The following is a 15,372-nucleotide window of genomic DNA, read 5'->3' as shown; positions in this document are numbered from 1 at the left end:
GGGAGTGTGGTACGCCCTGCCCGATTCAATTGCGCGGCCTCGCAAGGACAGAAGATCGCGCATCCGCAGAGCGGGGCTATCCGGAAGGATAGGATGGGCGAAAACCTCATAAGATGCTGTTTTCGAGTGAATATCAGAAAAGAGGTGCAGGCAGATGCAGCACACCGATGTAGACAGCCAAGCCGGTGACAAAGGCCACAACCGTAGTGATCATCTGCGACAGGGCCACCGCGTTTTTTACCCGGTCAATCAACGCAGTGCCGCCCCCCGCGCTTTGATTGCCCCGGTTGGACCATTTCTGCTTGCTCAGGTGAAAGATCATATAGACCTTCACGCTCGCGTTGATGATCTGGTTGAAATACAGAATGAACGGCCATGTCATGTCCGGCTTTCGGGCATAGCGGAACAGAAACAGGCACAGGATCAATCGGCTGAGCACGATCCAGATCAGGCAATTCAGCAGATAGATCGGAGCTACAAAGACCGACAGCACGGCCAGTGTCGGGCTGACCAGCATGGTCCACATCGCAATGCGCTGATCGACCAAACACCACCAAATGAAAGGAACAGCGACCCGAGGGCCAAGCGCGATGGCGCGCGATCCGTTGCGCAGCATGTTACCAGACCAGCGGCGGAAGTTCTGTACCATCCGGCCCGTGCCAGAGCCTTCGATCTGCTCAATCGTATAGACGCAGGCATCTGGCACGTAGGTCATCTTGGCGCGTTTGGACAAAAGGTAATACCAGGTGCTTTTGTCATCGCCGGACAGAAATCGGAACCGCCCCCAGAGCCAGTGATCCAGATGGTCGGCTTCAATGGTGCGGATGAACTTCTCATCGGTGATAAAACGCGCTCGGAAGACGGACATGCGCCCGGTTAGCGTCAGCACCCGCTTGGACAAAGCGTGGCTTTGCATCGCCAACCGCCGCTGGGCGAACCGCATGGACAGCCAGCTTTGGATCCAATCAGGGCCATAGCAGATGACCTCTTCATTGGTGGTTAGCGCATGCAGATCTGGATCTGCGCCAAACATCGAACAGGTTTTTTCCAGCACGTCGATGCCGTAAACCGCATCGCCATCCATAAAGATCACCAGATCATCCGGCCGCACGCCTGCGCGGTTCATCGCACGCAGGATCATCCCAATGGCCATGCGTTTGCCGGGTTGGTTCTGGCGCAAAAACACCAGATCCGCGTCCACATCCGCGCCATGGGTGCGCACGAATTCGGTAATGATCTCCTCGTCATAAGACGACCCTGTCCCAATCCACAGCGTGGTCGGAATGCCTTCGCGCCGGATCTGCCCAAGGATGGAGCCGATCACCCGCCGGGTGATGGCAGGTTCTTCATAATAGGTGGTCATCTGGATGTGCAAACGCCCCGGACGCCAGCCCGCTCGCCAGACCGCATCGGCCTCGCGGCGCATCTTGGGAAAGACAGCGCGGGCGAAAATCTCGGCTCGGACTGCATGGGTGAACCACCAGCCAAAGCGCCAGAAGCCCAATGCGCCCAGCGAGAACGTGATGAACATCAAGTCGGGATGAAAGAAGGTGTTGGGCAGGAACACCATGGCCGCAGCCAGAAGGGCAAACAGGATTACAGCTTGTGCAATGAAGTGTGGTCGCCATTTCTGTAGCCCCTTTGGCGCGGGGCCAGCAAGATCAGACAGCCAACCGTCCAGATGTTTTTCAAAGCCGTAGACCGTATCAGGGGCTTTCATCTGCGCCCCCAAACCATCCCGCGAACATGTCGCGTTTCAGGCGCAGCTGCGCCGGGGCATTGCGACGGAACCACTTGCGGCTGTTTTTAACGCCCGTGTCCTGGGCCTTGATCGTGACAACCAAGCCAAACCGGTCCGGCTGGGCGGTATGTGTGCCCGCCTGAAGATCACTCACGACGCCCAGCATGCGTTTAGATTGGCCGCGATGCATAAAGGCAACCTCAGCCTGCATGCCAACAAAGACCGATGCGGCCAAATCATCATCGACCCACCCCATGGCAAGTCGCGGCGCATTGTCTTCGACTTCAACAACCAAAGCGCCGCGGGCAACGTAGCTGCCTTTGACCGTATGCAGATGATGCACGGTGCCGTTGGACTTTGCCCGCACCACCAGCTCATCCGCGGCGGCCTTGCGGTGGCGCAGCTCGCGTTTCCAGCGGCGCAGTTCCAATTCGCGCTGGTGCGCGGCATCCTGCAGGGTCTGCACCATGTCGAGATGCATCAGCGCCTCCGCATCGCGTCCTCGGTCAAAGTTGTAGAGCGTCAGGCGTGCCGCTTCGATCTCAGCCGGATAGGTCTGCAGATGCGGATCATTGTGCTGCCACGGCCCCCACAGGACATCAAAGGCGCGCTGCAAAGCCGCCTTTTCGGCGGCCCGGCGGGCGATGTGGCGGGCCAAACGGTCCTGTGCCATGCGCAACTGTTGTTCGGCCAGCAAAATCTCGGCCCGGACTTCTTCGACGTCGCTTTGCCGGTCCGGGTCTTCCAGTCGCACAAGGATATCGCCTGCTTTGACCTGATCCCCAACCGCGACGGCGACTTTGCCCACATACCCTGCCTGCGGTGCCTCATAGGCCACAACGGGGGCGATGAACCTGCCATGATCGAGTGCGATATAGGATAGCCGCTGCCAGATTTGCGTGCCAAGAAAGGTCACCAGAAACAGGGCGATCAACACATAGCTGACTGCGTTCCACAAGATGCGTGCGCCGCGTGGTTTGGCCTTGGCCTCGCCTACGATTTGCTCTTCTTCGGTCTCTCCCATGGGAACAAGATCCACAGGCGTGTCCAGTGCCGTGATCATCTCCCCTGCAGAGACCATGCGACCGGCCAGCAGGCTTTGATGGAAAAGGCCCAATGTCTCCCGCTGGCGCACAGTCAGGTCTTGGAAAGCAAAAAATCCGGGCATATCGGTGGATGTGAGGGTGACCTGAAAAGAGACATCAACGCCTTGGAATGGCACAGACAGAAAAACGTCGCCTGTCATGTCGCCCGCGTCTTCATCGCACCACAGCCCTGCCAAAGACCAACGCTGCGCAACAAACTTGCGCCCATTGGCTTTGGTAACGGACAGCGGTGCCGTCACTGAAAAAGACAGATCGGGCAACGGACATTCGTGACGAATGTTCATTACATACTCCAGATTTTTTTACCGAAAATCGGCGACTCTCACCTGGGTTTTCTATCTGGGATGGTGTTTTCTGTCGGGTGCGCGACAGCGCAGAACAGCGCTATTGTGCATAGAGCACCCTATGCGGAAGCATAGGTCAGCTTCTGGGGGTCAGCACCCTTGCGCGCAAGGCGGCCTGCGTCTGTGGCCATGCGGTTTCTACGGCGGCCACCAGCCCGGGCAACTGCGGCTTCTGTCCTGATTTTGCAGCCGTTTCCAGATTGCGCAGGTCCTTTTGAAACATCTCCGCTCCGATCATGCCGGAAGACCCAATGCATTTGTGCACACATGCGGCAACCTCGCCCAGATCGTCCTGTTCCAGCAAGGCCGGGAGATGCGCGATCAAAGCATCCACTTCGCGCATGTAGTCGGCCACCACACGGTGCAGCCGCTCTGCCGGTAGCAGGTCTTCCAGACCCAAGATCGTTTCTTCTGCAAGCAGATCCACCGGCACCCCATCTGCATCAGGCGCTTGCGGTGCAGCGGCCCCCTGAACCACATCTAGAAGGGCATCGACCAGCATTTCCTGAGACACGGGCTTGTTCAGGCACCGGTCCATCCCCGCATCAAGGAAACGCGCCTGCTCCTCCGCCAAGGCATGCGCCGTCAGACCAATGATCCTGGTATGCTGGTTCGGACCTTGGGACCCGCGTATGGCGTGCGTTGCATCCACACCGTTCATCACCGGCATGCTGACATCCATCAAGATCGCCGCATACCTTTGCTGCGACGCCAGTTCGACCGCTTGCTGGCCATTGTGGGCCTCATGTACCACCAGCCCGTTGGAGCGCAGCATTTCATGCACGATCAGCCGGTTGATCTCATTGTCCTCCACCAGCAAAATCTCAACATCGCGCAAGGGGGACGCATCGAGGTTTGGCGCTGTCACGCTGTGGCTGTCATGGGGCGCAAGATCGGGTTCGAAGGGAACGGAAACCGAAAAGACGCTGCCCTTGGACGGGATACTCTTGAGGGTGATTTGCCCCCCCATCATTTCCACCAACTGTTTGCTAATGGACAAGCCCAGCCCAGCGCCGGAGGCGAAGCGATCATACGAGCGTTCTTGTGTGTAGAAGCGATCAAAAACATGCTGTTGTTCGTCTGGATGAATCCCGACGCCGGTGTCTTCCACATCAAAACGCAACCACCTCTCCCCCGTGTCGGTCTGATCGGTGGCGGCGCGGACTGTTACCTTTCCATCCTTGGTGAACTTCAGCGCATTGCTGATCAGGTTGTAGACGATCTGGCGCAGACGTTGTTCATCCATCATCACCCTTGACTCGGGCATGACCCCCAGTTGCAGTTCAAGCACGTTGCTTTGGGCGTCCGCTGTCGCCTCGTTGGTGGCAACGGCATCGCGAAAGAAAGCCTCCAGATCAATGCTGTCTTCGACCAGATCCATCTTGCCCGCGTCGATCCGGGACAGATCCAACACGTCGTTTACGTGGTGCAACAGGATGTCGCCCGACCGCTTGGCAATGTCGAGATAACCGCGCTGTTTGTCATCCACGTCAGAGTTCCCCAACAGCTCTAACGTGCCAAAGATTCCGTTCAACGGGGTGCGCATCTCATGGCTCATGACAGCCAGGAAATTCGATTTGGCCCGTTCTGCCGCCAAGGCTTCGTCACGCGCGGTTTTTAGGGAATCCTCCGCAGCCAGACGTTTGGTGATGTCGCGCAGGTAGGACACAAAGATTGTGCCGCGGTGATCAGTGGACATGCCGATGGAGATCTCGACGGGGAATTCCTCACCCGATTTGCGCAGGGCTGTCACCTCAATCCTGCCCTTGCCTACAAGATGCGGCTCTTTGGTGCGGTTGAACCGTTCCATCCCCGCCTTGTGCGCATCCCGCAGATGATGGGGGATGATCAGCTCGGACATCTCCTGCCCGATAGCTTCTTCGGAAGTGAACCCGAACACCTGTTCGGCGGCAGAATTGAACTCAAGAATAACGCCGTCATCATTGGCAACCACAATGGCGTCGAGAGAGACATCGAAGATGGATTTGATCCGAGCATTTGCTCGGTTCACCTCTTCAGTTGTTTCCTTGTGTTCATGATACTGACGCCGGATCACCAGCAGGACGAACACCAGAAAAAGGATCAGCGCCAGACTGGTAAAAGCCGCCGTCAGCAACAAGCCCGCGAGCGAGGCGCGTTCGGCATCCGAGTACTGCGACCGTAACCCGATCCCGGTCAGCGCGATGGCATGGGCATCTTCGCGGATGCGCAACAGCTCCTCCACCACCTCGGGCAGCCGCTGGACAAGGACATCATCCGGGCTGTCGATGATCACGGCGAGCTTTTCGAGGCACCTCTCAAGCGTTTCAAGCTGTGACAGGAAGGTTGGATCCTGCCGCATCTGCGCAAACACCGGCGCTTCGCGCAACGTGCTGGTCCGGCTGTAGAGGTTGTTAAACCGCCGCCGGATGTCAGCGGGATCGACCGTGTTGCGCTGTTGGGCAAGCAAGGTCTCATCCATCAGGACCAGCACGTCCACTTCAACCTGCGACAATGTCCAGGTCAGATTATCACCGGGCGCTTCGCGCAGCTCGGTCATGCGCTGTGTGATGACAAAGGCCAGCCCCGCCAGCAGGCAAATGCCCAAGATCATCACCGCAGGCGGTAGAAACTGGCGAAGCTTTGTTCTACGGTCCAACACCCGTGGCGCAATCCTTACGTCGAGAGGCCGCACCGCACGCGCCTCAGTCGGTTACTTCGATCCGGTCCAGCTGCCAGATGGATCGCGAAAAGACAACCTCTGACCGGTAGGCGGGATCCGCGTCATATGGATAAACAACCCAAAGCGGGCCTTTGCCCCGTGGTGACATTTCTTCACCATTCATCAGGTAGGCAACGATGGGCGCCTCTTCCGTGATCTCATCCACTGGAATCTCAACTTTATAATCGTTCAAGGCAATAGCGTTTATCGCCGTGCCCTCGGCCCCCGCAAGATCGAGCAGCGCGCTCAGGCTGACGCCGGTGAAGGTCACCTCGTCTTCCATCCAGATCGTAGAGGTTGTGAACTCCATGGTCTCCATCGCCTGCAACTGATCCAGATCGAGGCTGACAACGCCATTACCATTGTCCTGCGTGATCGCCCCTGAGATGCTGAGCAGTACCTCACCTTTGGGTGCCGTCAACGTCTCAGCAACAGCACTTCCGTAGGAAAGTCCGACGAGGATCAGGGCGCTTAGCGGGGTAAGAACGTTCATGATGTGCTCCAAGGCTTGAGGGTTTGGCTTCTCCTAGCAAGCCGTGGCGCAATTACATAACGGGTAAGGGTATAGCGAACTATACCAAAGTATAGCCCGCCCCTCGGTCAGCTTGTTTGATCGTAGAAAAACTTAATGGTTGCAGTGCTTTGTGACTTCACACCCGTCAGGCGCACTTTGATCCGCGCGATGTCCTTGATCGGCATATGGTCGGTTGCCATGGTCCAATTCGGTGATCTTGACGCGCTGTCGATACGATCCGACTTTGTCAGCCTGTTTCGGATCTTGGTGCCGTCACGGTCAATCAACTCGATCACCAATTTACCCGTATCGACACCTGGAGTCTCGACTTCTATGACCGAAACCTCTGACAAGGAAAACTCATGGTCCACAGTTGTCCACGTGTCATCCAACGTGAGTGTCCTGGTTTCCATCGCTGCCCCGACCGGGCGGTGCAAATTGCCCAGCACCTGTCGCAGACCGTCAACCTGTGTCAGAGGGGACGTGTAGGGAACCTCCCAGACGACGGTTTTGTACTCTGCCGTCGCAAGGCTTTCGGTGTTCAGGAAGGCTTCCAACGCCCCGGTCAATCCGCCGCCGGTGACTGCATAATTGTCGACTGGCCGATCCATAACAAAGGACAGCGCGTCAGCCACTTGATAGGCATCGCGTTGATAGCGGTCCGAAAAGCTTGTGCCGACAAGGGCGATTTTGTCCTGCGACATGTCATCCCCAAGCAGGGCCGCGGCACCGCCTTGCTGTACATAGGTGGCCGCAGGGACGGTTTCTGCCACAGGCCGCGCGCCACATGTCGCCTCCACCACAGCGGAGAGCGATCCTTTTTCGGTGTAGGTGCCTTCCGCCTCGATATCATCACCGGCCCCACGGTTTGTTTGCTCTCCCATGGCCCGTTTGAGGTGCACCACGGAGTGAAAGGCCCCCATGGGCGTCCAATGGGTGTCGCGGGCAAAGTAGTATTCATCAACCATGCTGTGAAAACCCGATAGATCGGGTGTCGCGATCCCCGCAGCATTCAACGCCGCGATGTAGTCCGAGAAATCCTGCTGCTGTTTCAATCGGTCATAGGTCGCAGGCAAAGCCATGTGCTCAGGTGCAAAAAGCGGACGTGGTGGTGCCGCCAGCACAACAAGCTGCGCCCCTCTTTCAGCAAAGGCCTCGCGGATGTCCCGCCACAGGGCGCTAGTTTCTGCTGTCACGGCAAAATCGCTTTTCAATTGATCCCGCCCGACAATCCAGCCACTTGTCGCATCAATATAGAATGGTCCCTTTTTCTGGTACTTTTTGGGCAGTTGATCTGCATCCCCCAGCGCAGCGCAATACGGATCTGCCGCAACCGGCAAGGCGACTGCAAGAGATAGGGCAACGCTCAGAGTTTTGAGAATAGATGTCATGGTTACAATTCCTTTGATGTATAGCGGGCCGGGATTTCCCAGATGACGAGTTTGGGGGGTTTGTCCCGCAGGGTGGCGGACGCCAGAAAAGACTGCATCGGCGCAAAGGGCCCCTGCCCTTCGCTGGCGAAATTGAGAAGATCGGCTTGAAGGCCTTGGCGCAAAAAACCGGCGAAATGCCATTCGTCTTTGGCGCTGAAACTGGTACCGACCAGTGCCACATCGACCTGCGCATCCCCGAACAGACCCGTATCTGACTGGAGCGTGGTTTCGAATCTTGCTAGGCGCTGTTGCGGCGGGCCGACAAGTGGGCGGAACATGCCGGTTGGCACATATCGCAAGAGGTCGCCGTCAAAGGAGGTTTCGCCCATCGGCTCTGTTGTGACCTGCGCCTTCGTGAGATTGAGAGGCATGGTGCCGGTCCGTTCGGCCACGGCCTCTGCCACCGCTTGACTGCCTGCTGGCGACCAATGCGTGTCGTCTTTCACAAAACTGGCAACGCCAACCTGCTCCAGCGCCGCTGTTGCATCCAGATAAGAGACATCCAGCGCTGCCAGATGTGCCAAGAAGGTCTTGTGCCGGGACGCGACGCGGGCATGCCGGGGCGTCTGCACGTATTGCGCAGCCACCTCTGCCTTGTCCGGCACAATGACAGGCAACAGGGAGATACCGCGCTGGGACAAAACATCTTTGACGCGGGCAATCTCCTGCGCGGACGCCATCAGGTTTTCCTCGAAACCGGCATGCACCTCGAATTCTTCTGCGGTGAAGAGCCAATTGTCTACGCCCCGAACGGCCCCTTGCGACACCTGTCCGAGGGCCGCCAGTTTTAACGCGCTGAAAGCATGGATCGCCAGGTCGTTCACGGGATTGGTGTCGGTAAAGCGTTCTTCGTAGAGCGTTTGATACGCCCCATCCGTGAAGCCCACCTTCGGGTCAGGCTGCTTCATGGACAGATGCGCGGACGCTCCAATGAGGGCCAGGGCGCTGACAAATCCCAGGCTGACCATCAGGTCACTGCGGTTTTGGTCGGGTGTCATGGTCCGTCTCCTAAAACTGGAAATACAAAAAAGGGGAGTGCGATTGCGCCATCAGCGCCGTGCAGGCCAAACCCATCAGGCTTGCAGTTCCGGCAAGACGGAAGCTGCGCGGGATCCGTAGGATTGCGACGGCCATCGGTTTGCCGCCAAGGGCGATCACACCACCGATCAACAGTGCAACACCCTCAGTCGGTTGAAACTGCCAGGCCATACCTTCGCCGATTACCCAGCCATTCAGACCAATCATGCCTGAATAGAGCGCAAAGGCTTCGCGCACCGTCGCGGCACGGAACATCACCCATCCCACAACAACCAGTGCCATTGTGAAGGGCCAAGCCATCACATGCGGCCAAACGGTACCCTTAGTTTTTGACCCCAGTGCGCGCTCCACGGCCAGCCAGAACCCGTGCCATGCCCCCCACAAAAGGAAGGTCCAGTTTGCACCGTGCCACAGCCCGCCCAGCACCATCGTCAGCGACAGGTTCAGATATGTCCGCAGCGGCCCCCGCCGGTTGCCCCCCAGCGGCAGATAGAGATAGTCGCGCAGCCACAATGACAGGCTGATATGCCAGCGACGCCAGAATTCCGTGATGGATCGGCTGGTGTAGGGCGCGTCGAAATTCTCGATAAACCGAAAGCCAATCATCAGCCCCAGACCAATGGCCATGGCGGAATATCCGGCAAAGTCAAAAAACAGCTGGATCGTATAGGCCAGCGCCCCCAGCCAAGCCTCGCCGCCCGTCGGGGTCGTCATTGCGAACACGCGGTCCACCACGGGTGCGACGTTGTCCGCAATCAGGACTTTCATCGCCAGGCCTTGTGCGAACCGGCCAATGCCTTCGACAAATTTCGCGGCTGTGTGGCTGCGGTCTGAGAATTGCTCCGCCAAATCCTTGTAGCGCAACACCGGACCCGCAATGAGCTGTGGAAATAGCGCACCGAAGGCCAGAAAATCTATCAGATTTCGTGCAGGCGGCGCATCCTTTCGCGCCACGTCGATGATGTAACTGATAGACTGGAATGTGTGGAACGAAATCCCGATCGGCAGGATGATGGCAGGCACAGCGATAGAAGCACCGCCAAAAGCCTGCGACAGATCGCTCAACCCGCCGAGCACAAACATCGTGTATTTGAAAAACCCCAAAACCAGCAGATCGACGGTCACCCCAACCCGTACCGCCCAGATCCGCGCCGTTTGGCTTTGAACGTTCGCCGCGACATGCGCTGCGAGAAAGCTGAACATCGAGATGCCAAAGACCACCGCCAGATAATCCAGCCGCCACCAGCCATAAAACGCGTAGCTGCCCAGCAGGATCATCAAGGAACGCGCCCGATGCGGCGCCAGATAATAGAGCGTCAGAAACAAAGGCAGAAACCCGAAGACGAAGAATACACTGGAAAAAATCATCTGCTTGATCCCGGAGGTCTGGACTTACTTCGCAACTGGCGCGAATTGATTTTCAATAAGACGGACGCTGCCTGCGTCCACGACGAAGCTGAGGTTCTGACCACGGTGCAGCGCCACATCGAAAACCGCCAGAGGCGCCTCTGCACTGTCGGAAAAGACCCCAAGCGAGATGGCAACAGGATTGACATCGCGCTGGGCGGCGCTGTTGGGGCCCACGTCTTCGACCACTGGAACGCTGCCATCGGCAAGCCGCAGATGCACAGGCGTATCGCCCGCGTTCACCATCAGCAGAGACACTTTGGACCGACTTGCGCGCGCCCCTTCGGTGATCGTCCGGATTTCACCATCTGCGCGGCGGAAAACAGAAACATAGCGGCCCGGCTCTGTGCCCTTCAAAAGGGCGGCGGACACGGGGATGTATGCCTCCCCAACATCGCCGTTTAGCGCAAAAGTAAAGCCGTCAAACTCCGCCTCGTTGGCACCATCGAACCCGATAAAGCGCACAAAGCTGGCATCCGCCGGCGCTGCCTCAGCATAGAGGCTGGTATCAGCCAGAACACATTGTGGGGCAGCAATAAGAAACAGGGTCGTAAGAAAGCTAAAACGTGTCATGTGATTATCCTCAGAAAGTTGTAGTCAGGCGGATGGAAACCCGGGTGACGTCAGAGCGGTCGGCAAACGCGCGGCCCGGTTTGAAACGCCCCACCCTAAAATCGACCTTAGAGCGTTTGTTGGGCCGCCATGCCCCGACAAGGCTGACTTCGGTCCCCACAAAACGGCTGTCCCCCGTCATCGCGCCAGAGAACCGTGCCACAGGCGCACTCCGTGATTTCTGGACCTGGCCGTAGACATGCAGCCCAAGATCGACAGAGAAGTTTCTGGAGGGCCGCAGCCCCACCGCAACAGTGCCGACAGCAAGGTTCGTCAGGTCCGGTTGAAACACATAGCCATAGCGGTGCACCTGCGTTTGCCCGCCATTGTAGGTCTTGTTGCTATGCACACCGGATTGGCGAAAATCAGCGGTGCCAGCGGCAAACCCAAGCAACACTTGCGGCTTGAGGCGGCTGGCGCCGAATTTATGTGTGGTCCGGACATCGAACGCCAAACCGGTGCCCGCCGCATCGCTCATCGTGGCGGCGACATTCGCTTCAAAGGAAGTTTGCTTTGACATTTGGCCAAGCGCATATCCCGACACCCTCAGGCGGCGGTCATTCGGCAGGTCTTCCAACAGCGCAATTGCACCGTACCGCAGTTTGTTCAGCACCCGGCCATGATGGACCATCACAAAACGACCCTCGTCGTCGCCGGTCGCGGCAAAGGCTGCAACTTCGGTAACCTGATCCGGGCTGCGATGGGCAAAATGAACACCGTCGACGGATGCATCCACGACCCAGCGGGTCAGGTCTGAAAATCGCATTCGCCCGACGGTTAACCGCTGCTTTGCAGACAGTTGGAAAGACACAAACGCTTCTTTCGTGATCCATTGCAGCGTCGGGTCATAATCTGTGGTGTGAGACTGTTTGCGCGTCCATTTCAACTGGCCATGCGCAAAGCCAATGGCACGGCGCCCCAGATCAACCCGCCCCACCAAACCAAGGTAGAGCGCCATCTCGTCCCGCCTGTCCAGGATCGCGTCATCCCGGCCCAGGTTCGTTTCCCCCTGTGCTTTGAACTGCGCATAGCCGCTATAGGAAAGCCGCTGGCCCCATTTGTTTCTCGTCGATTTGCGTTTTTCGGCATTGAAAACGGACGGCGCACTCAGCGGCTTATCCTTCTTGCTGCCTGCATCCGCCGGGAGCGGGGCCAATGCGATTGCCACCGCCAGGATGCTCACTAACGCGAACGCTTTGCTAATACTCTTTATCATCACCACAGTCCTCACACTGAAAGTTCTGGTGCCTGAATACGATTGAGGGGGTGTCGAACACAGACGGCCAAAGGGCTACCGGATGCGCGATTGGTCTAGCGGGGCTATGCAAAGGGATAGATTCGGGAAGATGGACATTGGTTCAGCAATTGCGGCCGCGTGATGCGCCGTTGCTGGAATTTGCGGTCTTCATGCTGTTGACCGCGCATACCTTTCAGATCTGAATTTGATCCGTCACCTTTTGTCGAATTGCTGTTTTGCCAGACTTGGCTGCCAGTTTCTTCTTCACGATCGTCAACTACTCGACACGTGCGCGCGGAGACATTGTGATCGAAGCGGGCTTCTGAACTATCGCGACCTTATGTACGAACGACGTTTGGGATCACCACTAAGTCGCTAGTAGGCATGGTCAGTCGTAGCTTGCCAGAAGTCTCGGGGCGCGCCCCAAGGACTGAAACAAAAATTGCGGCAGTCTCTATTAACACCGACAGAACTGCGGTCATGGAACGGGTCGGGAAGGAACAGGCTCAGCCTGCTGTTAATTGTGAGGAATCTTGCCTTGATCAAGCCCCTTGATTAGCTCACCCTGTTGTTGCGTAGAAACCGGCAGGTAGTTGGACACAGTCGTTGTAAATCTCTCATGTCCTAAGTTCTGTGACCACGCCTTTTGTGTTGCTAGAGGAAGGTTCCGGTCGCTGAGTTCTTGCCCCAGCGTCTTGCGGGCAGAGTGTGCGCCGTAAGGATGCATCTGGACCTGCTCAAAGGCTCCCCGAAACACCTCATTCACTTTTGCTCCGTTAGCGTAGTTTCTGCGGGAAAGCGTATCGAATGCGAACTTGCCGTTCACGAGCCGCCGCTCCGGTCGTGGGAACAATGCATCTTCCTGCCCAAACATTTTGTCATTCCGCAGAAAGGTCACCCAATTAGTGAAGCAGACCAAATACTGAGGATGCATAGGAAAAAACCAAGTCGTGATTGTCTTTCCCCCTTTGGTTTGAACCTCCCGCCCATCCTGATGAACCAACCCATCAACTAGATTGATATGCTTCAATCGCAGAGAAGCCACAGCGGCAACGCGCGCGCCTGTGATCATCACGAAGGCGAACATGGCCTTGTCACGCCGTTCCAGTTCCGTTCTGTCAACCATCGCCTGAAACGCGTGATAGGCCGCCTGTTTAGAAGGGAAGTGAACCGGGCGTTGGGCATGGGCTGCCCGTGCGTCTTTGCGGTTGTTGTTGAAGTATTCAACGTCCGCATAGCTCAGAACCTTCTTGAACCCTTGCTGGCCAGCCAGCCAGTGAAAGAACCCCTTAACCAACCGCAGGGTAGCGTCCGTCGTAGTGAGGCTTAAAGGCTTGCCTTTGGTGGTTTTGGCACGGCTCAATGCATCTTTGAATTGCCGCGCCTGATCAATACGGAATGCTCTAAAGGGCTTGAACTTGGTGCTTTCTTCGAACTTTACCAACGCGGCCCGGACCTTGTCGATTGACTTGTCATCCTGGCCTTTGGCTTCTCTAAGATATTGTTCGTAACAGCGCTTCAAGCGCTCATTTGCTGCATTGTATCTCCGCATGACTCAGCGTCCTTCCTGAAGTGCTAGTTTAAGAGGGAGTTGAAGGGTTCCTTTAGGGTCACGAACTGCTCCTGATTGCGACATCCAAAATTTTGAGGATGTTGGGCAGATCACGTGCGCTTATGTTCCGGTTGCAAGGGCACTCGCAAACCGCGCAGAAGGCCTTCAAACGCCCGCCTGTCGCACTTGTCTGCTCGTAGTCGGCCATCGCTCCAAGAGGCTCTCTGCGGTCCTTGCAGCGCATGCAAAAGAACTCGCCTTTGGCCATGGGGCGCTTTCCTTTGACCTTGCGGGTCTTGAGAAACTCGAGTGCTTGAAAGCCCATGATCATAGTAGGGCGCTGATCATCAACTTTCTGCATTCCGGCCTTGAGCCAATTGCGGACAGTTGGAATCGAAACACAGGCCGCATCTGCCAGCTCTGCGACCTCATAGGTCTTGTTGGCTTTGATGCTCTGCGTTTTAAAGCGCGACGCCATTACTGGCGCTCGGTGCCCGGCTCAACACGTTGTGCGTCTGCCCATGCGTTGAGATCAGCGCCGCTGTAGATAACCTTACGACCAAGCTTGTAGAAAGCTGGCCCGACGCCCTTGTGACGCCATTGCGCCAGCTTGTCGCGGTCGCCAATGAGGTCCAGTTCCGGGTCGCCCAGAGCATAGTTACGGTTTTGTTCAAAAAGTGCTTTCATTGATCCAATCCTCTTTGTTGGGACTGGAACCGTTTAAGCACCGTTGATTTGCCTTGAGAACAAGCGGGGAAAGCCGGAATGACAGCTTTGAAAAGGGCTAAGTACTCTGACCTTTTAACAAGGCCTCCACGATATCACACGTCGCATTATTCGAAGACTTTTTTGGCAATGGTGGATCGCCCGGAGAACCCAGCAGAGCCCCCAGCAACCCGCGCTGAGGCGGATTGATCTCGTCCTCTGTCAATTGCCCAATCGCCCACTCCGCGGCCCCGCGGACAGACGCTTTGATTTCCAAAGCTGCAAAAATCTGTTCCAGCGCACGACCAAATTCGGTCGAGGGATGATTCCCATCTCTCGCAATCCCAAACGTGGGCTTTGCTTGATGTGTTTTTGCGTATAGCCGCGCCAAACGAAGCGCGATTGTCCTAGCGTAATAGTTTGGCGGACGATGAGGCACACTCCAGAACTGTTTTTCCTGATCCTCGAGGTCTCTAAGCCTTATTTTGTAGCATTCCATCGTGTTAATGATGACAAACATTGACGACAAGAAGAAACCCGTTTCGGCAACGTTTCTTACAGCCAAATCCCTCGGTGTCTGAACGTTCGTTCTTCTCGAAGCAACAATGGCCGCCTCGTCTACAGCCGTCTCTAACCGGTCGCGCATCTTCGACCGTTCATGATCATCATTTTCATACACAAACTGGTCAATTATGCCCTCCAGGTGATGGATGACAGCCGCAACAACGTCCTTTTCCAACTGGAACTCACGCTTATTGTCATGGAAATTTGGCTTTGAGGTATCCAAGCGCGGCAAGCTATCGCCAGAGAAGGCGGGCGCAAGAGCGTTCTTTACTGGTTGCCCTATCAGGCCATCCAAAGCCAGTTCTATCAATTCGTCGGTTGATTTGTCTGTCATAAAGGGTGAGATGGCGAACCCCTTACCACATTTCAATACCAACCAGAACAAACCGAACCGAACCCGGCTTTTCTGAAAAGGTGT

The 15,372-nt window shown here is 56.6% G+C and carries 13 protein-coding genes; all 13 read right to left on the bottom strand.

Annotation, left to right across the window (positions count from 1 at the left end; genetic code table 11):
- Window positions 1-133 precede the first annotated feature (133 nt).
- Window positions 134-1,720: a glycosyltransferase gene (locus Q1A91_RS17130; protein ID WP_299880211.1), complete on the bottom strand. Its 1,587-nt coding sequence runs from the start codon at window positions 1,718-1,720 to the stop codon at window positions 134-136.
- Complete coding sequence (locus tag Q1A91_RS17125) at window positions 1,707-3,131, bottom strand: HlyD family efflux transporter periplasmic adaptor subunit (RefSeq protein WP_299880208.1); 1,425 nt, start codon at window positions 3,129-3,131, stop codon at window positions 1,707-1,709. The genes Q1A91_RS17130 and Q1A91_RS17125 overlap by 14 nt, the downstream gene beginning before the upstream one ends.
- 136 nt (window positions 3,132-3,267) lie before the next feature.
- On the bottom strand, window positions 3,268-5,829 hold the full coding sequence (locus tag Q1A91_RS17120; RefSeq protein WP_299880205.1) for a PAS domain-containing hybrid sensor histidine kinase/response regulator: 2,562 nt from the start codon (window positions 5,827-5,829) through the stop codon (window positions 3,268-3,270).
- A 46-nt stretch (window positions 5,830-5,875) separates the two neighbouring features.
- Window positions 5,876-6,385, bottom strand: a complete 510-nt coding sequence (locus Q1A91_RS17115; protein WP_299880202.1) for a molybdopterin-dependent oxidoreductase — start codon at window positions 6,383-6,385, stop codon at window positions 5,876-5,878.
- 107 nt (window positions 6,386-6,492) lie between these two features.
- Window positions 6,493-7,797: a hypothetical protein gene (locus tag Q1A91_RS17110; protein ID WP_299880199.1), complete on the bottom strand. Its 1,305-nt coding sequence runs from the start codon at window positions 7,795-7,797 to the stop codon at window positions 6,493-6,495.
- A gap of 2 nt (window positions 7,798-7,799) precedes the next feature.
- Window positions 7,800-8,837 (bottom strand): hypothetical protein, encoded by a 1,038-nt coding sequence (locus Q1A91_RS17105; RefSeq protein ID WP_299880196.1) that lies wholly within the window; start codon window positions 8,835-8,837, stop codon window positions 7,800-7,802.
- Between the two features lie 10 nt (window positions 8,838-8,847).
- Window positions 8,848-10,245: an MBOAT family protein gene (locus Q1A91_RS17100; RefSeq protein WP_299880193.1), complete on the bottom strand. Its 1,398-nt coding sequence runs from the start codon at window positions 10,243-10,245 to the stop codon at window positions 8,848-8,850.
- Window positions 10,246-10,269: 24 nt separating this feature from the next.
- On the bottom strand, window positions 10,270-10,857 hold the full coding sequence (locus Q1A91_RS17095; RefSeq protein ID WP_299880190.1) for an alginate O-acetyltransferase AlgF: 588 nt from the start codon (window positions 10,855-10,857) through the stop codon (window positions 10,270-10,272).
- A gap of 10 nt (window positions 10,858-10,867) precedes the next feature.
- Window positions 10,868-12,112, bottom strand: coding sequence for an alginate export family protein (locus Q1A91_RS17090; protein WP_299880187.1), 1,245 nt, complete (start codon window positions 12,110-12,112; stop codon window positions 10,868-10,870).
- A 538-nt stretch (window positions 12,113-12,650) separates the two neighbouring features.
- Entirely contained in the window at window positions 12,651-13,685 is a 1,035-nt protein-coding gene (gene xerC / locus Q1A91_RS17085) for a tyrosine-type recombinase/integrase (protein ID WP_299880184.1), read from the bottom strand.
- 58 nt (window positions 13,686-13,743) lie between these two features.
- On the bottom strand, window positions 13,744-14,163 hold the full coding sequence (locus Q1A91_RS17080) for a hypothetical protein (RefSeq protein ID WP_299880181.1): 420 nt from the start codon (window positions 14,161-14,163) through the stop codon (window positions 13,744-13,746).
- Complete coding sequence (locus Q1A91_RS17075) at window positions 14,163-14,372, bottom strand: MerR family transcriptional regulator (protein ID WP_299880179.1); 210 nt, start codon at window positions 14,370-14,372, stop codon at window positions 14,163-14,165. The genes Q1A91_RS17080 and Q1A91_RS17075 overlap by 1 nt, the downstream gene beginning before the upstream one ends.
- Before the next feature lie 97 nt (window positions 14,373-14,469).
- A complete protein-coding gene (locus Q1A91_RS17070; protein ID WP_299880177.1) occupies window positions 14,470-15,288 on the bottom strand; it encodes a hypothetical protein in 819 nt (272 codons plus the stop codon).
- Window positions 15,289-15,372: the final 84 nt, after the last annotated feature.

This window comes from uncultured Sulfitobacter sp., assembly GCF_947500075.1.
In the GTDB taxonomy this organism is placed as follows: Bacteria; Pseudomonadota; Alphaproteobacteria; order Rhodobacterales; family Rhodobacteraceae; genus Sulfitobacter.
This window is presented reverse-complemented; position numbering and strand designations above follow the sequence as displayed.